Origin of the sequence: Halalkalicoccus tibetensis, from assembly GCF_037996645.1 — an archaeon.
Taxonomy (GTDB): domain Archaea; phylum Halobacteriota; class Halobacteria; order Halobacteriales; family Halalkalicoccaceae; genus Halalkalicoccus; species Halalkalicoccus tibetensis.
Genome location: NZ_JBBMXV010000003.1, coordinates 116,093 through 137,340, shown reverse-complemented (window position 1 = coordinate 137,340; position 21,248 = coordinate 116,093). Strand labels below are relative to the sequence as shown.

21 protein-coding genes are annotated in these 21,248 nt (G+C 66.0%); 8 read left to right on the top strand and 13 right to left on the bottom strand.

The window, feature by feature from the left end:
- The first annotated feature begins 43 nt into the window (after positions 1–43).
- On the top strand, positions 44–1,117 hold the full coding sequence (locus tag WOA58_RS09135; protein ID WP_340603885.1) for a chymotrypsin family serine protease: 1,074 nt from the start codon (positions 44–46) through the stop codon (positions 1,115–1,117).
- 95 nt (positions 1,118–1,212) lie between these two features.
- Here WOA58_RS09135 and mdh read toward each other — a convergent pair whose 3' ends face one another.
- A complete protein-coding gene (gene mdh / locus WOA58_RS09130; protein ID WP_340603883.1) occupies positions 1,213–2,127 on the bottom strand; it encodes a malate dehydrogenase in 915 nt (304 codons plus the stop codon).
- Positions 2,128–2,256: 129 nt separating this feature from the next.
- Between mdh and WOA58_RS09125 the strand changes: the two genes are divergently transcribed.
- Positions 2,257–2,877 (top strand): Sjogren's syndrome/scleroderma autoantigen 1 family protein, encoded by a 621-nt coding sequence (locus WOA58_RS09125; protein WP_340603882.1) that lies wholly within the window; start codon positions 2,257–2,259, stop codon positions 2,875–2,877.
- Here WOA58_RS09125 and WOA58_RS09120 read toward each other — a convergent pair.
- On the bottom strand, positions 2,874–3,314 hold the full coding sequence (locus WOA58_RS09120; protein ID WP_340603881.1) for an AAA family ATPase: 441 nt from the start codon (positions 3,312–3,314) through the stop codon (positions 2,874–2,876). The genes WOA58_RS09125 and WOA58_RS09120 overlap by 4 nt on opposite strands.
- Complete coding sequence (locus WOA58_RS09115; RefSeq protein WP_340603880.1) at positions 3,311–3,940, bottom strand: RNA 2'-phosphotransferase; 630 nt, start codon at positions 3,938–3,940, stop codon at positions 3,311–3,313. The genes WOA58_RS09120 and WOA58_RS09115 overlap by 4 nt, the downstream gene beginning before the upstream one ends.
- Before the next feature lie 80 nt (positions 3,941–4,020).
- On the opposite strand from WOA58_RS09115, the gene WOA58_RS09110 reads away from it, so the two are divergent.
- The gene (locus tag WOA58_RS09110) at positions 4,021–5,649 is read left to right on the top strand and encodes an acyl-CoA synthetase (protein WP_340603879.1); all 1,629 of its coding nucleotides are present in this window, start codon (positions 4,021–4,023) and stop codon (positions 5,647–5,649) included.
- Here WOA58_RS09110 and WOA58_RS09105 read toward each other — a convergent pair.
- The 6 genes from WOA58_RS09105 to WOA58_RS09080 form a co-directional block, all read right to left on the bottom strand.
- Positions 5,646–5,891 (bottom strand): hypothetical protein, encoded by a 246-nt coding sequence (locus tag WOA58_RS09105; protein WP_340603878.1) that lies wholly within the window; start codon positions 5,889–5,891, stop codon positions 5,646–5,648. The genes WOA58_RS09110 and WOA58_RS09105 overlap by 4 nt on opposite strands.
- Positions 5,892–5,983: 92 nt before the next feature.
- Positions 5,984–8,404 carry a DEAD/DEAH box helicase gene (locus WOA58_RS09100; RefSeq protein WP_340603877.1) on the bottom strand — a complete coding sequence of 807 codons (2,421 nt, stop codon included), beginning with the start codon at positions 8,402–8,404 and terminating at the stop codon, positions 5,984–5,986.
- Positions 8,405–8,574: 170 nt separating this feature from the next.
- Positions 8,575–9,393 carry a hypothetical protein gene (locus WOA58_RS09095; RefSeq protein ID WP_340603876.1) on the bottom strand — a complete coding sequence of 273 codons (819 nt, stop codon included), beginning with the start codon at positions 9,391–9,393 and terminating at the stop codon, positions 8,575–8,577.
- Between the two features lie 50 nt (positions 9,394–9,443).
- Positions 9,444–9,998 (bottom strand): dolichol kinase, encoded by a 555-nt coding sequence (locus tag WOA58_RS09090; RefSeq protein ID WP_340603875.1) that lies wholly within the window; start codon positions 9,996–9,998, stop codon positions 9,444–9,446.
- Positions 9,998–11,806, bottom strand: a complete 1,809-nt coding sequence (gene glyS, locus WOA58_RS09085) for a glycine--tRNA ligase (protein WP_340603874.1) — start codon at positions 11,804–11,806, stop codon at positions 9,998–10,000. Before glyS ends, WOA58_RS09090 begins: the two co-directional genes overlap by 1 nt.
- Positions 11,796–12,650, bottom strand: a complete 855-nt coding sequence (locus tag WOA58_RS09080) for a CBS domain-containing protein (protein ID WP_340603873.1) — start codon at positions 12,648–12,650, stop codon at positions 11,796–11,798. Before WOA58_RS09080 ends, glyS begins: the two co-directional genes overlap by 11 nt.
- A gap of 173 nt (positions 12,651–12,823) precedes the next feature.
- Between WOA58_RS09080 and WOA58_RS09075 the strand changes: the two genes are divergently transcribed.
- Genes WOA58_RS09075 through polC form a run of 3 tightly spaced genes read left to right on the top strand, consistent with a single transcriptional unit; the run spans position 12,824 to position 18,432 of the window.
- Positions 12,824–12,994: a DUF7556 family protein gene (locus WOA58_RS09075; RefSeq protein WP_340603872.1), complete on the top strand. Its 171-nt coding sequence runs from the start codon at positions 12,824–12,826 to the stop codon at positions 12,992–12,994.
- Positions 12,995–13,032: 38 nt separating this feature from the next.
- Positions 13,033–13,452 carry a PPC domain-containing DNA-binding protein gene (locus WOA58_RS09070; RefSeq protein ID WP_340603871.1) on the top strand — a complete coding sequence of 140 codons (420 nt, stop codon included), beginning with the start codon at positions 13,033–13,035 and terminating at the stop codon, positions 13,450–13,452.
- Positions 13,453–18,432: a DNA polymerase II large subunit gene (gene polC, locus WOA58_RS09065; RefSeq protein ID WP_340603870.1), complete on the top strand. Its 4,980-nt coding sequence runs from the start codon at positions 13,453–13,455 to the stop codon at positions 18,430–18,432.
- 152 nt (positions 18,433–18,584) lie between these two features.
- Here the strand turns inward: polC and WOA58_RS09060 are convergent, their stop codons facing one another.
- Entirely contained in the window at positions 18,585–18,794 is a 210-nt protein-coding gene (locus tag WOA58_RS09060) for a hypothetical protein (protein WP_340603869.1), read from the bottom strand.
- Positions 18,795–18,875: 81 nt separating this feature from the next.
- Positions 18,876–19,064 (bottom strand): hypothetical protein, encoded by a 189-nt coding sequence (locus WOA58_RS09055; RefSeq protein ID WP_340603868.1) that lies wholly within the window; start codon positions 19,062–19,064, stop codon positions 18,876–18,878.
- 106 nt (positions 19,065–19,170) lie between these two features.
- Here WOA58_RS09055 and WOA58_RS09050 point away from each other — a divergent pair, with 106 nt between their 5' ends.
- Together WOA58_RS09050 and WOA58_RS09045 are read left to right on the top strand one after the other, a co-directional pair.
- On the top strand, positions 19,171–19,494 hold the full coding sequence (locus WOA58_RS09050) for a DUF7130 family rubredoxin-like protein (RefSeq protein WP_340603867.1): 324 nt from the start codon (positions 19,171–19,173) through the stop codon (positions 19,492–19,494).
- A gap of 10 nt (positions 19,495–19,504) precedes the next feature.
- Entirely contained in the window at positions 19,505–20,395 is an 891-nt protein-coding gene (locus tag WOA58_RS09045; protein WP_340603866.1) for a ketopantoate reductase family protein, read from the top strand.
- Here WOA58_RS09045 and WOA58_RS09040 read toward each other — a convergent pair.
- Together WOA58_RS09040 and WOA58_RS09035 are read right to left on the bottom strand one after the other, a co-directional pair.
- Positions 20,392–20,751 (bottom strand): NifU family protein, encoded by a 360-nt coding sequence (locus WOA58_RS09040; protein ID WP_340603865.1) that lies wholly within the window; start codon positions 20,749–20,751, stop codon positions 20,392–20,394. The two genes, WOA58_RS09045 and WOA58_RS09040, sit on opposite strands and share 4 nt — an antisense overlap.
- 41 nt (positions 20,752–20,792) lie before the next feature.
- Entirely contained in the window at positions 20,793–21,110 is a 318-nt protein-coding gene (locus WOA58_RS09035) for a DUF5783 family protein (RefSeq protein WP_340603864.1), read from the bottom strand.
- Positions 21,111–21,248 lie beyond the last annotated feature (138 nt).

Genomic DNA, 21,248 nt, shown 5'->3' with positions numbered 1-21,248 from the left:
TATCAGAGGTTCTCGGTGAAATATCCTGAAAGCCTTAGGAAGTATGAGCGTACTGCCTGGAATAGGTATTGCAGCAGGAGATAACAATACGATCGAAGTCGCTTCGGCTTTTGATGGTGAAGAAGTGATCCTATACGAAACAGTTTCCAAAGAATGGTGGGAAGAGGTTAAACGAACTGAAGAAATACATCGGGAGGTTTCTAAGCAATATCTCGACTTGCCAGAAATTACTAGCGTTAGTATCACAGGATCCAACGAGGAAATTGAGGGTCATACCGAATTGCAGATACGCGCTATGTATGACAGTGACATTGTCGATCTATCTTATGTTGACAGTATCGTTCCCGAATCCGTTGATGGTGTCAACATTGAAACAATAGAAGCACCACCTGATGAGCTTCAATGCACACTGAGAGGGACCAACGACCCAGTGCGTGGTGGTTGGATAACGGCCGTAGAGGGCGGTGGTGGTGGAACGTTGTGTGCAAGAGCCTACTGGGAATCGACAGACACGCTCACTATGCTTACAGCAGCTCACGTAGCCGCCGGCCAGGGAAAGACTGGCTGTGATTCTTCTCCGATTGGAAACCGATTATCACAGAGCAGTAGCTGGGCTCCATCACGAGAGATAGGGAGTGTGCTAAATTACCACGAATCGTACGACTGGGCCGCGATCGAGATCGAGAATAACGATCTTGACTTTTCAGGCCATGTACAGAGAAGTGAAAACAATTCGATAAATCTCGTAGGATCATACACGAATTATGCTAAACTGATCGATGACTTCGATCCCGTATATAAACGAGGAGCTACTACCCAGTTCCAGAGTGGCTACTGTACAGCATACAACGAGAGCGCGAATTTAGACTGTGTCACATTCAATGGAGAAGGGGTAGAAGTCGAGGTCGGTCAAACCGCTGCCGGAGATTCCGGTGGTCCAACGTATACGATTATCAACAACGATGCGTTTCTTGTTTCTTTGCATGCAGTTGGGAGGGGTTCATTGGGTGATGTTGCAGAATGTTCGCCAACAGATGCTCGTGAAAGACCGCGTTCTGTTGGCCTTTCTTCGGAGTTCCTCAGTGACTCTGGATTTCGATTTGGAAGAACAAGTTAATTCAGAACTCTTCTATATTATAACATTGCTGGTATTTAATCGAGAGTGTGTAACATCGATGCAGCGATTTCGCTTCTACTGAAACAGGAACCCGATTAGTCGATCTCGTCGTACTGCTCGCTGAGCTTGTCGGCCGCCGAGCCGAGCTGCTCGCGCTCGAACTCGTCGAGGTCCCATTCCACCACTTCCTCGACGCCGTTCTCGCCGAGCTTCGCCGGCACGCCGAGCCCGACGTCCGAGTGACCGAACTCGCCGTCGAGGGGCACCGAGGCGGGGAACACCTCGCCGGTGTCGCGCACGACGGCCTCGACCATGTGGCCGACGCCCGTCGCGGGCCCCCACTCGGTCGCGCCCTTGCGCTCGATGACGTTCATCGCGCTCTCCTGGAGCTCGTCGAGGATCTCCTCCTTCTCGTCGTCGCTGAACTCGGGGTCGGTGCCGTCGACGCGGACCTTCGAGAAGACGGGCACCTGCGCGTCGCCGTGCTCGCCGAGGATCGTCGCCTCGACGTTCCGCACCTGGGTGTCGAAGCGCTCGGCGAGCACGTACCGAAAGCGCGCGCTGTCGAGCCGGCCGCCGAAGCCGATCACCGTCTTCCTGTCGCGGTCGCCGACCTCGTAGAGGTGGCGGTTGAGCAGGTCGACGGGGTTGGAGGTCGTGATCGTCACGAAGTCGTCGTTGTGCTCGGCGATCGACGACCCGATGTCGTCCATGATCGGGGCGTTGTCGCCCGCCAGATCCGTCCGGCTCTGGCCCGGCGACCGGGGGATCCCGGCGGTGATGACGACGACGTCCGAGCCCGCGGTGTCCTCGTAGCCGCCCTGCCTGATCGTTGTGTTGGCGTCGTAGGCCACCCCGTGGTTCGTGTCGGCGGCCTGGCCCACCGTGTCGTCCTCCTTGTCGGGGATGTCGACGAGGACGAGTTCGTCAGCGATGTCCCGCAGCGCGATGTTGTAGGCGGCGGCGGCACCCACCGTGCCTGCCGCGCCGACGACGCTCACTTTCGTCATATCACGTAAACACGCCACGCCGAGGCCGTTAAACGTGTCGGAACTGGGCATCTCACGTCGTCTCGGGAACTCTGGTTCGACGATCGTCGAATCCACAGTCCTTTTCGGGATCACGGCCCTCCTCCAGGTATGAGCAGCGACGAGTTCGACAAGGAGGCCGAACGCGAGAAGCTCCGCGAGAAGTACGCCGACGAACGGGCCGACCGGGAGTCGACCCAGCGTATGAGCGACCTCCTGCTCCAGGGCGCGACGATGACCAACAGCCACTGCGATCGATGCGGCGACCCGGTCTTCCGCTACGAGGGCCAGGCGTTCTGTCCGTCGTGCCAGGCCGCCGAGGAGGAGTCGGCCGGGGGGAACGGGCAGCCCGACCGCCGGGAGTCGCCCGACCCCGCCGAGACGGCCCCCGAGTCCGAGGCCGCGGCCCAGGCCGTGGCCGACGAGGACCGGACCGATCCCGTCGACACCGGCTCCCAGCCCTCCGAGGTCCGCGAGCCCGAACCCGAGCCGGAACCGGAGGGCCAGCCCGAACCCGCACGGGCCGTTGAATCGCACGAGCCCGCTCCCGGAACAGACTCCGAACCCTCGGCGGCGACCGGCGACCTCTCGGGGGCGCGCGACGAGCTCGGCCGGACCATCGCCACGCTCTCGCGGCGGGCCGCCGACAGCGAGGACCCACGGCGCGCCCGCGAGTTCCTCGAAGCCGCCACCGAGGCCGCGGAGACCCTCTCGACGCTGAACGGCCGCTAATCGCGCCACCGCTCGACCGCCCGAACCACCCGCGTGACCGCCTCCTCCACCGGGAGTTCGTCGGTGTCGACCGTCAGGTCCGCTCGGGGGCGCTCGAACTCCCGGTAGATGGCGTAGACGCCGGTCTCGTCGATCGACCCCTCCCGGGCCCGGTTCCGACGGAGGCAGGTCTCGAGGCTCGCGGCGACGTGGACGACGTACACGTCGTCGAGGGCGCGAAAGCGCTCGCGGAACCCCCGCTCGTAGAAGGTGCCGTCGAGCAGCCAGTCGCCCCCCTCTCCGGCGACGCGCTCGTACATCTGCCCGTAGGTGTTCGCCGAGAACCCGTCGGAGTGGAGCACCCGCAGGGGCGACCCGCGGGCGTCGAGCCGTTCGGCGACCCCCGCCACGATCGTCGTCTTGCCGGCGCCCGGCGGACCACAGATCAGGGCGATCATTCGTGGACCGAGAGGTACTCGGGCGGTACCCGGTCGGTCGTGTAGATCCCCGTCGCGCGCCGGACGATCCGATGCCCGTCGCCCTCCATGCCCGCCGCATCCACGACTAGGACCGTCGGATCGGGGCTGTGTCGCCGCCCCACTTCGAGCGCCTCCTCGACCGTCCCCGAGAGGTGGACGTGCTGGCGGCCCATCGGCTTCAGCCCCTCCTCGCGGATCGATGTGACGTTTTCGGGGGCGGTCCCGTGATACAGTTCGTCGGGAACCGGCGTCTCCGCCTCCCCGAGATCGACCTCGACCGAGTGGCCGTAGGCGGCTCGCACCCGCCCGTCGGCGCGCTCGAAGCGCCCCTTCGGGTCGGTGACGATCACGGCCTCGACGTGCTCCGGCTCGGCCCAGTCGTACTTCCCGACCACCGTTCGGACGAGGTCGTCGTACCCCGTCCAGCCCCGTTCGTCGAGCGAGAGGCCGGCGTCCTTCGGGAAATGCCTGAGCGCACCGCTCATGAACTTCGAGAGGCGTTTCCGGTGCCCTCCCTCCAGCAACGGGTCGCCCCCCTCGCCGCAGGCCGGGCATGCCTCTCCCGCAAAGGGCCCGTGGTCGGGACAGCGACGGATCGCACCCATGGGTCCCCCTCGGTACCGGCGGGGGAAAAACCCGGCTCCATCACGATGATTTATGCAGGACACGGCCGCAATCACGGACGATGTCCACACACAACATGGCCGACTACGACGAGCTGTGCGAGACTTTCCAGTGGGCCGACGTCTACGGCGAGGCCGACTGGGACGCCCCCGAGGAGCTCAACGTCGCCCACGAGGTCTGCGATCGCCATCCCTCCGACCGAACCGCACTGGAGTACGCCGGGAGCGAGGGCGAGCGCGCGACGCTCGCCTTCGGCGACCTCGCGGAGCGCTCGAACCGCTTTGCGAACGTCCTCTCGGGGCTCGTCGATCGCGGCGACCGGGTGTTCTCCTACATGCCCCGCATACCGGAGCACTACGTCACGCTCGTCGGGGCTCTGAAGGCCGGCACCGTCTTCGGCGGGATCAACGAGCGCTTCGGCCCCGAGGGGATCGCCTACCGGCTCGACGACTGTGACGCGAAAGTCGTCATCACGACCGGCGAGAACCGTGAGACGGTCGGGAGGGCCCTCGAGGACGCCCCCTCGGTCGAACGCGTCGTCGTGGTCGGCGAGGGTCGGACAGGGGACCTCGACTTCCACGAGGAGTGCGGGTCGGCGAGCCCCGAGTTCGAGACCGTCCGGACCTCGGGGGAGGACGACGCCCTGCTCTACTACACCAGCGGGACCACCGGGAGGGCCAAGGGCGTGCTCCACGAACACCGCTGGATCGCGGGCGTCGCGGCGACCCAGCGGTTCGCGGTCGACCTCCGGGAGGAGGACCTCTACTGGTCGACCGGCGACCTGGGCTGGCTCACCGGCCCGATCAACGCGCTTGGCGCGTGGTTCTGGGGGACGAGCCAGTTCACCTACGAGGGCGAGTTCGACCCCGAGGCGTGGGCGGGCCTGCTCGAGGAGTATCCCATTACTGTCCTCTTCAGCGTTCCAACGGCCTACCGCATGCTCCGCGAGGAGGAGTCGGTGCTCGACGGGGTGGACCTGGACCTGCGCCACGCCCTCTCGATCGGCGAACCCCTCTCGGCGGGCGTCGTCGACTGGGGCGAGGACGTTCTGGGGGTGACGATCCACGACACCTACGGCCAGACCGAGACGGGCAACATGATCATCAACAACTACCCGACGATGGAGATCCGTCCCGGCAGCATGGGAAAGCCGCTCCCCGGGATCGAGGCTGCGGTCGTCGACCCCGGGACGGGCGAGCCACTCCCGCCGGGCGAGACCGGCGAGATCGCCCAGCGCGGGGACTACTCCTCTTTCTTCGCCGGATACTGGGAGCAGCCCGAGAAGACCGAGGAGTGTTTCGTGAACGGCTGGTATCTCTCAGGCGACCTCGGCTATCTCGACCAGGACGGGTACTTCTGGTTCGAGGGCCGGGCCGACGACGTGATAATTTCGTCGGGGTACAGAATCGGCCCCTTCGAGGTCGAGAGCTCGCTTGGCGAACACGAGGCCGTCGCGGAGGCCGCCGTCGTCCCCAAGTCCGACCCCGAACGGGGCAACGTCGTCAAGGCGTACGTCGTCCCGAGCGCCGGCATCGAGCCCTCCGACGAGCTCGTCGGCGACATCCAGAACCACGTCAAGCGCGAGCTCGCGGCCCACGAGTACCCCCGGGAGATCGAGTTCGCCGACGAGCTCCCGAAGACCGTCACGGGCAAGATCCGCCGCACCGAACTCCGCGAGGAGACCGTCTAGTCGCTCGCCGACAGCGGCCGCGCGGAGCGCCTCTCCGGCACTCGGTCGTCCTCACGGAACACGCCCGGGTGCTCGACCTCGGGGACGAACTCGACCGGATCCTCAGGGCTCTCCCCGCTCGCCGCGCCGTAGTACTCGCTCTCCCACCCGTTCGTGTCCCCCTCGTCGTACTGCGGATCGCCGTACCACGATTGTAACGAGCTTCGATCGTCTTCTGGTTCTTCCGTTACGAACATCTCCACTTTCTGGATAAACATCCGCATTCCCCGATGATAAGGCTAGTGTGCTAACAGTACAATCAACACCGTACCATACCGAGTGACTAGAGGACCTATTATCGGTCGTAGTCGCTCGCGACGACCTCGCGGATCCGGTCGGCGGTCACCTCGCCGACGCCCTCGGCCGCGAGCAGCTCCTCCTCGCTCGCGGTCAGGACGGCCTCGACGCTGCCGAACTCCGCGAGCAGCGAACGGGCGGTGACGGGACCGATGTCGGCGATCGATCCGACGACGTACTCCTGCTGTTCGGCGAGGGTCTTCGAGGACTTCTTGCCGTGGACGCTCACCTCGCGGTCGGCGGTCTCCTGTTCGCGCCCGGCGATCACGGCCAGCAGATCCGCCGTGTCCGCCTCGTCATCGGTTCGCAGGACCGATGTGCCGAAGTCGATCGCGAGGCTCGCGAGCGCCCCCCGGATCGCGTTAGGGTGGACGTTCCGCTCGTCGTAGAGCCCCTCGCCCTCGATTATCACTACCGGCCGGGAGTAGAAGCGGGCCATGTCGCCGACCTGCTCGAACACCGAACGGTCCCCGCCCACGAGGGTGTCGAGGAAGTCGGTCACCGACTTTCGCTCGACTGCAACCCGATCGGAGAGGACGTAGTCGCCGACTTCGAGGGTCTCCAAACGAGTCTCGATCCCCTCCCGGGTCGAGAGGTCCCGCGCGATCGTCGAATCGAGCTCGCGCTGGTCGGCGACGATCTCGATCCCCCCGTCGGGGTCGGGCGTCGCGGCTTCGACGCCGACCTCGCCAGCGTCCTCGGATCCTACTTCCCCGTCCGCATCCTCCTCGCCGCTTTCGCCCTCCGCTTCCGACGCATAGGACTCGAGCCCGTGGGACAGGTCGTCCGATCCGTTCTCCTCGCTCCCCTCGTCCCCTGTCTCCGCAGCGTCGAAGTCGGCGAGCTGGCGCTGGCTCGGATCGAGCTGCTCCTCGACCTCATCGGCGACGCCCTTCAGCTTCCGGAGTTCGGACTCCATCTCCTTCTCCCGGCGTCGCGAGATCCAGAAGTACGCCTCGTCGCGGGTGTCCTCCGCGAGCAGGACGACCACGCGGCCCTCGTCCTGGCGCCCCGTCCGCCCTTTGCGCTGGATCGCCCGGATCGCGGTCGGGACCGGCTCGTAGAAGAGGACGAGATCCACTTCGGGAACGTCGAGACCCTCCTCGGCGACCGAGGTCGAGACCAGCACGTCGAACTCCCCATCTCGAAAGTCGTCGAGCACCTCCCGCTGCTCCTTCTGGGTCATCCCCGAACTGCCCTCCTTGTCGCCCTGACCGACGAACCGCCGGGCGTCGACGTGCTCCGAGAGGAACTCGGTGAGGGTTTCGGCGGTGTCGCGGTACTCGGTGAAGACGATCACCCGGCTCCCGCCCTCGATCAGCGTCTCGATGGCGAGCCGGCGGGTTTCAGAGAGCTTCGGATGGAGGTCGTCGTACGCGTCGGCCTTCCGCATCGCTTCCCTGACTTTGGGCTCGCTGACGAGGCGCTGGCTCGCCTTCGACGCCCCCGACGAACGGGCCTCGTTGCGAAGCCGCTCGAAGTAGGCTTCGAGCGCCTCGACGCCCTGGGACTCGACGACCTCGACGGCGTGCTTGATCTTCATCACCTCCGCGTGGATCGACATGCCCTGATAGCCCTCGGACTGGTCGTTCTGGATGAGCTTCTGGAGCTCGCTTCGCACCCCGAACAGCTCCTTGCGCGAGATGTCGACTCGGGCGGAGTCGAGCACACCTAGCTCCTTGAGCTTCTCCAGGCGGTCCTTGACCACCTCGTTGAGCGCGTCGCGGATCTCGATGATCTCCTCGGGCACCTCGATGCGCTTCCACTCGACCTCGGTGTCGTGGGTGTACTCCGCGACGTCCGAGTCGTCCTCGGTCATCACCTCGACCTCGGTGATCCCGAGGTTCTCACAGACCTCGAGGATCGCCTCCTCGTCGCCGCCGGGCGAGGCGCTCATCCCCGTCACGAGCGGGTCCTCGGCGTCCCCGTGATAGCGTTCGGCGATGTAGACGTAGGAGTAGTCGCCGGTCGCGCGGTGACACTCGTCGAAGGTGAGGTGGGTGACGTCCGACAGGGAGACTCGCCCGCCGACGAGGTCGTTCTCGACGACCTGCGGGGTGGCGATCACGATGGTCGCGTCGTCCCACAGCGCCGCGCGGTCGTCGGGACGGACCTCCCCGGTGAAGACGACGATCTCCTCGTCGGGGATCTCGAGGGCGTCGCGGTAGAACTCGGCGTGCTGCTCGACGAGCGGCTTCGTCGGCGCGAGAAAGAGCGCCTTCCCCCTGAGGTCGTTCAGTCGCTCCGCGGTCACGAGCAGGCTGACGGTCGTCTTGCCCAGCCCGGTCGGGAGACAGACCAGCGTGTGGGCGGTCTTCGCCTTCCCGGCGAGCTGGATCTGGTAGAGCCGGCGTTCGATGAAGCCCGGCGTGAGGAGGGGGTGATCGACCCGGGGAATCCCCTCGTCCGTGGCGGCCATTGGAGCGTTTTGTTCGTTCTCGGGGTTAAGGGTTCGTGTAGCGAGGCGGAAGTAAAGCAGATGAAAATAGGGTCACACCAATTCACCGATGAATCGATGACCGTGGAGCTAAATAACACACGACGGGGGTCGGACGAGCCGCTACTGTTGATCCATGGTCTCTCCAGCGCTCACGAGACCGCAATGGCGACATCGTACAGGAAGTACGCACCGACGGCCGTGGCGGCCACTGCGAGCGCGCCCGATTTGAGTACTTGATTGCGGAGACTTGCGACCAGCCCCTCGATCGGCTGGTCGGAGATCACTAGTGCGGTTCCGTCCGTTCCGCGAACCACCGGCTCCCCGTTCTCGACCGCCGTCTCGCCGTGAACCACGACGCGCTCGCCCTCGGGGATCGCCTTCGACTGGAACCGTTCGCTGTCGCCGAACTGGATCGAGCCATTGCCGAGATCCAGCGACCCCGGTAGCCCGCCTCGCCCGTCTACTTCGAACTCCTCGGTATGGTTCCCCAGATGGATGTACGGCGAGGACCACGGATCGGACGAAGTTATCGAACCCGTATCGTCGGTCGCGTGATTGCTAAGGAGCCACTCAGGGTTGACTCGAACCTCGTCGTTTCCGGTAGCGACCCGAAACTCGCCGGGTTCGATCCCCGAGGCGAGCGTGCTGTTGGTTCGCCGCCGGTTCCCGCCGCCGATTCTCACCCTCGCTCCGCCGTGACGAATGCGTCGAATCCGCCAGACGAGTAGTGCGAGCGCGCTTTCGCGCTCCGCAAGTGCTACGCCAGCCCCTGCCTCGTCGGCGGGTTCGTCCACGAGGACCTGTCCTTCGATCGTCGCTGCCTCTCCATCGATGAGGCCTGCTGAGCCGCTCGGTTCGGCCTTCGAGAGCGTGGTGTACTGCCGAAACGAGAGCACGACCTGATAGCCTAACCAGAGACCGACGCCGAGGGCCACAAATCCGATCAGGAGCTGTCCGTAATCAACCATAATTTAGGGTATATATATCCGAATAATAGCTTTTCCGGCCGTCAGTACCCTCACACCACTACGACCCCGACCCACATCGCCAGCGCCGCCGAAAGCGGGATCGTCAGGTTGTCGTCGACGACGTATCCCCGAACTGAGACCAGATAGCCGTCGGCGGCAGTCGCCGCGAGCGCCCCGAGCACCGCGGCCACGACCGGGAGGAAGGGGAGCGCAAAGAGCAGGCAGACGACGAAGACCGCTCCGAGCGCGAGCGGGGACTTCTTCTCCGCGCCCCCGCCGAGATACCCACCCACCGGATCGCCGATCGCGAGCATGAACATCGCGGGGAGTGCGATTTCCGGTGGAACTGCGAGCGCCACGGCGGCCATCCCGACCATGTAGAGCGCGTAGCCCGCGACCTTCTCCTGTTCGTACTCGCGGGTGAGCTCCTCGTAGACCCACCAGTCGAGCCCCACCCGCAGGCGCACGAACTCGAGGGCCATCGCGATCCCGACGCCGAGGACGAGCAGCCAGCCCAGCTGCTCCCACGTCAGCACCCCGATCAGGTAGATCAGGGGCGCTAACGTCCCGCTCGCGTGCACCAATCGCCGGCCGATCTCCGCCACTACTCCGCCGGGTTCTCCGGCTCGGTCGATAGCTCTTCGCCTTCGTCCGCGACCGCGTCGAACGACCGCGATCCCTCGCGCAGATCGGTCAACAGCACCGGGAGCTCCGCGATCGGCACCCGGGCCTGGTCGGTCGAGTCGCGGTCGCGCAGGGTGACGGTGTCGTCCTCCAGGCTCTCGTAGTCGACCGTCACGCAGAACGGCGTGCCGACCTCGTCCTGCCGGCGGTAGCGTCGCCCGATGTTGCCCGAGTCGTCGTAGCTCACCTCCAAGCCCGCTTCCCGGAGCTCGCTCGCGACCGTCCGGGCGCGCTCGCCCATCCCGTCGCGGTCCATCAGCGGGAACACCCCGACCGTCGTGGGCGCCATCTCCGGGGGCAGCGAGAGGTAGCTTCGCTCCTCGCCGTCGACCTCGTCCTCCCGGTAGGCGTGGGCGAACACCGCGTACAGCGTCCGACCCACCCCGAAGGAGGGCTCGACCACGTGGGGCGTGACGTGCTCGCCCGACTCCGTGACCTCCTCGACCGAGAAGCCCGTCCTCTCGGTCGGGATCTCGTAGCTCTCGCCGTCCACTTCGACGCTCACGCTCTCGTCCTCGAACGCCGCTCGATCCCGCTCGGCGAGCGTTTCGAGCGCGTCGGCGATCTCCCCGGCCTTTCCGCCGAACTCCGGGCCCAGATAGCTCATGTCGGGGTCGACGGTCGCGCGCTCCGTGTGGATCGGCTCGTCGTACTGCTCGAAGACGGTGAACTCCTCGCCGGAGTGCTCGGCGTGCTTCGAGAGGTCGTAGTCGCCCCGGTAGGCGAAGCCGGCGATCTCGACCCAGTCGCCGCCGAGTTCGGCCTCGGCGTCCCAGCAGTCGCTCGCGTAGTGTGCGCGTTCCCCGGGGAGGTGCTGGCGGAACCTGAATCGATCCATGTCGATGCCGACCCGCTCGTACCACTCCTGGGCGATCCCCAGGTAGTAGGCGACCCACTCGCTGGCGATGGTTCCCTCCTCGACGGCCTCGCCGACCGTGGTCTCGACGTACTCGCTTCCCTCCTCGCGCTGGTTCTCGATGGGGTAGAGCGTCACTTCGACGTCCGACACCCGCGAGAGGTCCGGCTCGTCGCGCTCGGGGTCGACGAACTGCTCGAGCTCGGCCTGCGTGAACTCCCGGACCCGGATCACGCCCTTGCGGGGGCTGATCTCATTGCGGTAGGCCGGGCCGATCTGGGTGACGCCGAAGGGGAGCTTGTTGCGGGCGTACTCGGCCAGTTGGGGGAACTCGACGAAGATCCCCTGGGCCGTCTCGGGGCGCATGTAGCCCGTCTGGCCCGACCCCGGCCCGATGGTCGTCTCGAACATGAGGTTGAAGTCCTCGACGGGCTGGCCGGCCAGCGCGGTCCCACACGACGGACAGACCAGCTCGTGCTCGCGGATCAGCTCCTCGACCTCCGCGATCTCCAGGGCTTCGGCGTCCTCGATCGCGGTGTCGTCCTCGATCAGGTGGTCCGCCCGGTGGCTCTCGCCACAGTCGGCACACTCGACGAGCATGTCGTCGAACCCGTCGAGATGCCCGGAGGCCTCGAAGACCGCCTCGGGCATCACCGTCGGCGCCTCGATCTCCTGATTGCCCTCCTTCACCGTAAAACGGTCGCGCCAGGCGTCCTCGAGGTGGCGTTTGAGCGCCGCGCCCTCGGGGCCGTAGGTGTAGAAGCCGGCGGTCCCCCCATAGACGCCGTTCGAGGGGAAGAAGAAGCCCCGCCGTTTCGCGAGTTCGGCGAGCGTACGGCCCTCGCTTTCATTCTCGTTCTCGCTATCGCTCATCGAGCGCCTCCAAGAGGTGGGTGTCCTGGACGATTCCGCTCAGCTCGTCGCCGCTCATCAGCGGGATCTGCTCGATGTCGTTGCGGATCATGAGCTGGGCGGCGTCCTGTGCCGTCTTGCGTTTCGTCACCGTCACGACGTCCTCGGTCATGAACTCGCTCACGGGGGCGGCCGGGATCTCGACGTTCCGGGTCGGGAGATACCGGTTGCCGACGGCCTTGATGCTCTCCCACTTCCAGTCGCTGTCGTCGCTGGCCATGCTGTCGCCGGTGCGCTCCTCGCCCTCGACGACCTCCGCGACGTCGAGGACGTCGACCTCGGTGAGGATCCCACAGGGGTCGGCGTCGTCGTCGAGGACGACGCCGTAGGGCTCGTTCGCGTAGTGGAGCTCGCGCTCGGCGACCGGCAGCGGTGTCCCGGCGTAGACGCCGTTGACGTGTCTGGCGGCGATTTCGCCGACTTCGGCGTCGCCCGCGACGTTCCCCTCGGCGATCGCACGGATCACGTCGGTGACCGTCACGATCCCCTCGAGATGGCCGTCAACGACGGGGATACGGCGCGCACCCTCGCGGACCATCAGCCCCGCGAGCTCCTCGATCGAGGCGTCCTCGGTCGTCGTCGGCACCTCCTCCAGCAGCAGCGCGAGCTGGTCCTCGTCGGGCCGCTCGATCAGCCCCTCCCGGGAGACCAGTCCGCGGAACTCCTCGGAGCCGTCCTCCTCCTTGACCACCGGCACCGAGGAGAACCCACGCTCCTGGAGGTACTCGAGCGCGTCGTCGCGCGACCCCGGCAGCTCGACGGTCACGAGCTCCGCGCGCGGCGTCATCGCGTCTGCGACTTTCATGCTCGCCGCGTACGACCTCCGAGGCCTTGTACCCCCCGATCCGACCCGTCGGCCGCGTTCCCCACAATAGCCGCCCGTAGGGCCACCCTGCACCTGCATGTCGTTGACATCGGGGGGATAAATCCGTCGCCGACTCCGAGAAGTTTATAAGCCACGCTATCGATTGTCATATCATGTCCACGAAAGCGACCCCTGCGTCCGCTGTGGATGGCGAGAGCGAGGTCATGGCCTCGATAGACGACGCGCCCGACGGGGAGCGCGTGGTTATTGCCGACGTTACCACCGACGACGCGTGGCTCGCCATGCCACTTCGTGACGCGTCGTCGCTTTCGGACTGGCGGTAAGGATACGTTTTTGCCGCTCCCGTTCGTTGCCCTTCCGCATGCACTACCGCGAGGTCGAGACGCGACGGGAGTTCGTTGCTCGGATGGAGACGGGTGCCGACTGGCGCGAGGAGATCGAGACCCTCGCCGAGGCGGCCGAGATCGACGCGGGCTTCTTCTACGCGCTCGGCGCGGTCCAGGACGCGGAGGTCCTGTTCTACGACCAGCGCGAGAAGGAGTACGAGTCCGTCAGCTTCGAGGAGCCCCTCGAGGTCGCCGCCTGCATGGGCAACGTCTCGTGGCTGAACGCAGAGCGCTTCGCCCACACCCACGCGGTGCTCTCGCGGCCGAGCGGCCAGGCGATCGCGGGCCACCTCGATTCGGGCACCGTCTTCGCCGGCGAGTGTTACATGCGCGAGTTCGAGGGCGAGCTCGTCAGGGAGTTCGACGAGACGACCGGGCTCGACCTCTGGCTGTAAATGCGCGGGGAGGACGAACGCTACTTCGAGCGGATCGAGTCCCGCCTCGACGAGGCGTTCAACCGCGCCGAGCGAGCCCGCAAGCGGGGCGGCGACCCCCGACCCGAGGTCGAGATCCCCGTCGCGAAGGACATGGCCGACAGGGTCGAGAACATCCTCGGCATCCCGGGGGTCGCCGAGCGAGTTCGGGAACTCGAGGAGGAGATGAGCCGCGAGGAGGCCGCGCTGGCGCTGGCCGAGGACTTCGCCGAAGGTCGCGTGGGTGAGTACGAGACCAAGGACGGGAAGATCGAAGGCGCAGTCCGAACGGCGGTCGCGCTGCTCACCGAGGGCGTGGTCGCCGCCCCCATCGAGGGGATCGACCGGGTCGAGTTATTGGAAAACGACGACGGGACGGAGTGCGTGCGGGTCTTCTACGCCGGTCCCATTCGGTCAGCAGGCGGGACCGCCCAGGCGCTCTCCGTGCTCGTCGCCGACTACACCCGCGCGCTGCTCGACGTCTCGGAGTACCAGGCCCGCGACGACGAGGTCGAGCGCTACGCCGAGGAGGTGGGCCTCTACGACAAGACCACGGGGTTGCAGTACTCGCCCAAAGATAAAGAGACGAAGTTCATCGCCCGGAACTGCCCGATCATGCTCGACGGGGAGTCGACGGGCGACGCCGAGGTCTCGGGCTTTCGGGATCTCGAACGGGTGGGGACGAACAACCCGCGGGGCGGGATGTGTCTCGTGCTCGCGGAGGGGATCGCGCTCAAGGCGCCGAAGATCCAGCGCTACACCCGCGAGCTCGACGAGGTTGACTGGCCGTGGCTCCAGGACCTGATCGACGGCACGATCGGCGAGGACGAGGGAAGCGAGGAAAGCGAGGCCGAGACGAGCGAGGAGGACGACGACGCCGAGGCCGACGACGGGCCCGAGGAGCCCGCCGGCCCGCCGCGGGCCGCCCCCTCCGAGAAGTTCCTCCGTGACCTGATCGCGGGCCGGCCGGTCTTCTCCCATCCCTCTGAAGTCGGGGGGTTCCGGCTTCGCTACGGGCGGGCGCGCAACCACGGCTTCGCGACCGGCGGGGTCCATCCGGCGACGATGCATATCGTCGACGACTTCCTCGCGGCGGGCACCCAGATCAAGACCGAGCGCCCGGGCAAGGCCCACGGGATCGTCCCCGTCGACACCATCGAGGGCCCGACCGTCCGCCTCGCCAACGGCGAGGTGCGCCGGATCGACGACCCCGCGGAGGCACTCGAGATACAGAACGGCGTCGAGCGGATCATCGACGCCGGCGAGTACCTCGTCAACTACGGCGAGTTCGTCGAGAACAACCACCCGCTGGCCCCGGCCTCCTACACCTTCGAGTGGTGGATCCAGGAGTTCGAGAAGAGCGCGGCGGACGTCCAGGCGCTGGTGGACTCCCCCCGAGTGGACCTCGAGTCACCCTCCGTCGGGGAGGCCCTCGAGTGGGCGGCCGAGTACGACGCCCCCCTGCACCCCGACTACACCTACCTCTGGCACGACCTCTCTACCACCCAGTTCGAGGCGCTCGCGGAAGCGATCGACGAGGGGGAGATCACTGCGGGCGAGCTCGAGCTCACCCGGACCGAGACGACCCGCGAGGCCCTCGAGACGCTGCTGGTCGAACACCGACAGACCGCCGAAACCCTCTCGGTACCGGAGTGGCGCGCGCTCGTCGCGACGATGGGCTTCTCCGAGGAGCTCTCGCGGGAGTGGGACTCCCTCTCGGGCGAGGCCCGCGCGTGGGACGGCGGGAACAACGCGATGAAGGCCGTCGCGGAGGTCGCACCCTTCGCCGTCCGGGAACGGGCCCCGACCCGGATCGGCAACCGGATGGGGCGGCCCGAGAAGTCCGAGAGCCGCGACCTCTCACCCGCGGTCCACACCCTCTTTCCCATCGGCGAGGCCGGCGGCGCCCAGCGCGACGTCGCGAAGGCCGCCCGCCACGCCCCCGGGATGCGCGACACGCCCGGCGAGGTCGAGGTGAGCATCGGCCGCCGGGAGTGCGAGGACTGCGAAATCCGCACCTTCCGCGGGGACTGTCCCGACTGCGGGGGAAACACCTTCCCCCATTACGAGTGTCCCGACTGCGGGCGCGAGCTCGAGCCCGACGAGGCCGGCCGCGTGGGGTGTCCGCGCTGCGAGGCCGAGGGAACGAACGTCGAGCGCCGAACGATCGACCTCGACGGGATCTATCACGACGCGCTCTCGGGCCTCGGCGAGCGCGGAGGCTCGTTCGAGACGCTCAAGGGGGTCAAGGGGCTGACTTCCTCGCACAAGACGCCCGAGCCCATGGAGAAGGGGGTCCTCCGGGCGAAACACGGGGTCAGCGCGTTCAAGGACGGCACCGTCCGCTACGACATGACCGACCTGCCCGTCACGAGCGTCCGCCCCGAGGAGCTCGACGTCCCGGTCGACGAGTTCCGCCGGCTGGGCTATCACGAGGACGTCCGAGGCGAGCCCCTCGAACACGCCGACCAGCTGGTCGAGCTCAAGGTCCAGGACGTCGTCCTCTCGGACGGCGCGGCCGAGCACATGCTGAAGACGGCGGACTTCGTCGACGACCTCCTGGAGCGCTACTACGGCCTCGAGGCCTTCTACGACGTCTCCGAACGCGAGGAGCTCGTCGGCGAGCTCGTCTTCGGGATGGCGCCCCACACCAGCGCCGCCGTGGTGGGTCGCGTGGTCGGCTTCACGAGCGCCGCTGTGGGTTATGCTCATCCGTATTTCCACGCGTCGAAGCGGAGGAACTGCTTCCATCCGTCGACGAAAGTCTGGTACGCGGAGGAGGGCGATCGCTGGCGGCACGGCTCGATCGAGGACCTCGTCGAGGAGCACCTCGAGGATCCACGAACCGACGACTTCGGAACGCTCGTCGAGGAGCTCGACGGGGAGCTATCGGTTCCGTCGATCGCCGGCGACGGTTCGGTGACGACGCGCCCGATCGAGGCGGTCTCGAAACATCCCGCTCCCGATCACCTGCTCGAGATCGAGACGCGAAGCGGTCGACGGCTCCGCGTCACGCCCGACCACTCGATGCGCCGATGGAACGGAGAGGTCGAACGGATCGCGGCGAGCGAGCTCGAACCCGGCGATACGGTTCCGAGCCCGAAACGGCTTCCGATGGAGGGGCGGGAGAGCGAAATCGACCTGCTCGCGGAACTGCTCGCGGGCGACGCGATCCCGAACGAGGACCTCGTGATCCGAGGGTTGGGCTCCGATCGGGTCCGCGGGCTGTTCGACGAGGCCACCTCCGGCGACACCTATCTCGACCGCGTCGCGGATCGCCTGGACGTCGCTGACTCGACCGTCTACAACTGGGTGAGCCGCGATAGCGTTCCGGCGGCGGTTCTCCTTGCCCTCTTCGACGAGGAGACGATCGTCGAACGCCTCCCCGACGACGTCGAGCTCGGCGTCAAGCGCGATTCCGTTTCGGTCGACCGCATTCTCCGCATCGACGAGGAGGTGGGAACGCTGCTCGGCTACTACGCGGCCGAGGGGTTCACCAGACGCGAGGACGGGTGTTTCTATCAGACGACGATCTGTACGCCCGATGATCCAGTTCGAAGGCGGATCATCGACACCTTCGAGGAAGCCCTCGGGACCACGGCCTACGAGGAGAACGAGTGGAAGGTCACCGTCTCTAGCCGGCTGGTCGCCGCGCTGTTCGCCGACGTGCTCGATGCCGGATCGATCGCGGAGGACAAACGGGTTCCCGACCCCGTTCTCGGCGGGAGCGATGGCGTCCTTGCGGCGTATCTCGCCGCGTACTTCAGCGGCGATGGTAGCGTCTCGAACGACCGCCTCGATATCCGGGCACACACGATCAGTGACGAGCTCAAGGAGGACCTGATCGCCGCATTGAAACGGTTCGGGATCACGTCCAAGACCTACACTGAGACCCGGCGGATCGAGACCGGACCCGTCGCCGAGTTCTACGACGGGACCCCGGAGTTCGAGTCGTGGGTCCTGAAGATCACCTCCGAAAACGCCGTCCGGTTCGCCGAACGGATCGGGTTCGACCTCGACCGGAAATCGGCCACGCTCTCGGAGGTCGTCGAGTCGATCGACGCCCGCCCACAACGGCTGTTCGGCGACGGCGGCGAGGTCTGGCTCGACGAGGTCGTCGACGTCTCGATCGTGGAATCCGATACCGATCACACGTACTCGGTAACGGTCGCGGACACACACACGCTGGTCGCGAACGACCTCTTCACCGGCCAGTGTGACGGGGACGAGGACTGCGTGATGCTGCTGATGGACGGCCTGCTCAACTTCTCGAAGGAGTACCTGCCCGACAAGCGCGGGGGGCAGATGGACGCTCCATTGGTCATGTCCTCGCGGATCGACCCGGCGGAGATCGACGACGAGGCCCACAACATGGACGTCGTCGAGCAGTACCCCCTGGAGTTCTACGAGGCCACCCTGGAGATGGCTGATCCCGGCGAGGTCGACGTGACGATCGCCGAGGAATCGGTGGGTACCGACGACCAGTACCGCGGTTTCGCCCACACCCACGACACCTCGGACATCGCGCTCGGGCCGGACCTCTCGGCGTACAAGACGCTCGGCTCGATGATGGAGAAGATGGACGCCCAGCTCGAGCTGGCGAGAAAGCTCCGGGCGGTCGACGAGACGGACGTCGCCGAACGCGTCATCGAGTACCACTTCCTGCCCGACCTGATCGGCAATCTGAGGGCGTTCTCCAGCCAGGAGACGCGCTGTCTCTCCTGCGGGAAGAAATACCGGCGAATGCCGCTCTCGGGCGACTGCCGGGACTGTGGCGGGAACGTGAACCTGACCGTCCACCAGGGCTCGGTGAACAAGTACATGAACACCGCGATCCAGGTCGCCGACGAGTACGGCTGCCGGGAGTACACCAAACAGCGCCTGAAGATCCTCGACACCTCGCTGGAGAGCATCTTCGAGAACGACAAGAACAAACAGTCGGGTATTGCGGACTTCATGTGAGTTCTACCGTGGCGAGTGTAACGAGTGAAGGGCCTTTTTGGAGGGGATTTTTGCACCGAGTGGTTCGCACGTAGTGCGAATCCCGAGGTGGAAAAAGGTGCACAGGGACAAACAGAGCGGGATCGCGGACTTCATGTGACCGAACCGACCGATCAGTCCGTTTGCCCCGTCACGGTCCGCCATGCGGCGACCACCACGATGATGACGCCCGTAAGCGGCAGGCCGGCGATGACGGCCATCGCCAGCGAGGAGGGGACGTCGCCCGTCGTGAGGAACATGGCGATCGCGTAGAACGCGAGCAGCAGTCCCACGAAGATCCCCCATTCGAGCCGCGTCCTCGGCGCGCTGACCTCCGGGGTCATGCTACTGACAGGACCCCGATCATATGAGAACCGATACTCCTTCGGGCCGACTCCCCCTCGGACGCCGTCCGCCGACCATTACTACTCCTCCCGCGGGGTGGCGAGCGACACCGAGGGCCGCCGGCGCGAACGGTTCCGGACGTCCACCGTCCTCGAATAGGCCTCCCGCCCGGTCGTCACGATCGCGATCGCTCCGTAGTACCCGACCACCAGCCCCGCGAACAACCCCCACTCGAGCCCACCTTTCAGTGTACTGAATACTCGGTTCATGATATGTGTATATGAGTATATGTATATAAAATTTACTGCCAATAATCTCAACTAAATCGGTTCCCGCCGCAGACAGGATCTTATCGCTCGCCGTCGTATCACTCTCATGAACACTGGAGAGCCAACCGACGGAGTCGACGAGGAGGAGCTGACCCGGATCGGCTTCGGCCAGCCGGTCTTCGACGGCGAGGGCAATCGGCTGGGGAAGGTCCGTGGGTTCGACGAGGGTGGCTTCTACGTCACGATGCACGAGGGCTACGAGGCCATGAGCGTCGAACACGTCCGCTCGAACGCGGAGTTCGGCGAGGCCGAGCTGATGTGGCGCTGCATGGAGTGTGGCGAGATGGGCCGCATCGAGGACGGGCTCCCCGACGACTGTCCCAGCTGTGGGGAGTCGAGGGAAGCGCTGATGTACTGGACCGAAGACTAGCACGAGCACAATGGAGGTCGTCGTCTTCGGCGCGGGCAGCCTGGGCAGCCTCCTCGGCGGCATGCTCGCGCGCGAACACCGCGTCACGCTCGTCGGCCGCGACCCCCACGTCGGGGCAGCTCGAGAGGACGGCCTCCGGATCTCCGGCGAGCTCCCCTTTCGCACGACCCCCCACGTGACGACCGACGGGACCGACCTCGCTGCGGACCTCGCCTGCGTCGCCGTCAAGAGCTACGACACCGCCGAGGCCGCCCGAACCCTCGCGACCGGCGAGTTCGGGGCCGTACTCTCGTTACAGAACGGGCTCGGCAATGAGGAACGCCTCGCGGCCGAGCTCGACGCCCCGGTGCTCGCCGGCACCGCAACCTACGGGGCACGGCTCGAAGAACCGGGCCGCGTCGAATGTACCGGAACCGGCGAGGTCGTCCTCGGCGACCCCGACGGCGGGGAGAGCGCTCGCGCCGAGCGCATCGGTGAAGCCTTCGAGGCTGTCGGGATCGAAACGACGGTCGCCCCCGACATGCCCCGGCGCCTCTGGGAGAAGTGTGCGGTCAACGCGGCGATCAACCCCCTGACGGCGTTGGCACGCGTCGAGAACGGCGCGATCCTTAAGGACTCGGCCTGGCCGATCGCTAGCGAGGCGGCCCGCGAGACCGCCCGCGTCGCTCGGGAGAACGGGGTGGACCTGACCGACGAAACGGCGGTCTCCTCGCTTCGACGGGTCGCGCGGGCCACGGCACCGAACACCTCCTCGATGGCTCGGGACGTCGAACGGGGGAGTCGAACGGAGATCGACGCGATCAACGGCTACGTCGCCGAGCACGCGCTCGAACCGGCCCCGACGAACGCGCTGCTAGCGGGGGTGGTGAAAACGTGGGAGAGCTCGCGCGGGCTGCGTTAGAAGGGGGCCTGTGGGCCTTCGTCGCTCGACTCGTCGTCGGTGGTCTCGCCGGGGAACGAGGGGCTCATGCCGCCGCCACCGCCCATCCCGCCGTCGTCCATGCCGGTCTCGGCGTGGACCTGGTTGATCTCGGGGATCTCCTTGACCATTCGGCTCTTGATCGCTTGGATCGTCATCGGGGAGATGCCACAGCCGCTGCAGGCCCCGCCGAGCTGGATCGTCACCTCGCCGTTCTCGCGGTCGAGGTCCTGAATGGCGGCGCTGCCGCCGTGCATCTGGATCTGCGGGAAGTTGCGCCGCAGGAAGTTCATGACGCGGTCATCGAGGTCGTCCGCTCCCTGCGTTTCGGTGCTCATGTCCTCGGATAGGGTGCGACCGTTCTTAGACCTTTGGACTGTCAACGATCAACGCCGAGCACGTCGTGGAGCTCCGTCTCGATCCGGTCGGTGTAGACGTCGAGGACCTCCTCGAACCGCTCCCGCTCGACGATCACCCCCTCGACCCGATCGTACGGCTCCGGGGGGAGTTCGACCGAGAACTCGCCGTCCTCGTACTGTGGCTCGCTCTCGTTCAACACCTGCTGGTCGATCGCGTGGACCAGCTCGGAGTCGTAGCGTTCGTTCATGTGTTCGAAGGCGTTCTTGTACGCACGCTGGAGCTCGTTGAAGTAGTGTACGTACTTGTCCTCGAACTTCTCGGGATCGAACTCGGCCATACTCGCCACGAGGAACGGCGCGAGTAAAAACGGGCCGGTGTCGCGCGGTTCGATCCGTTTGATATCGCTACCAGTGGTTTATTGCAGGTTTTATCGCCCACCAGTAGCCGACTGCGTGCGAACCCCCTGCTTGCTCAC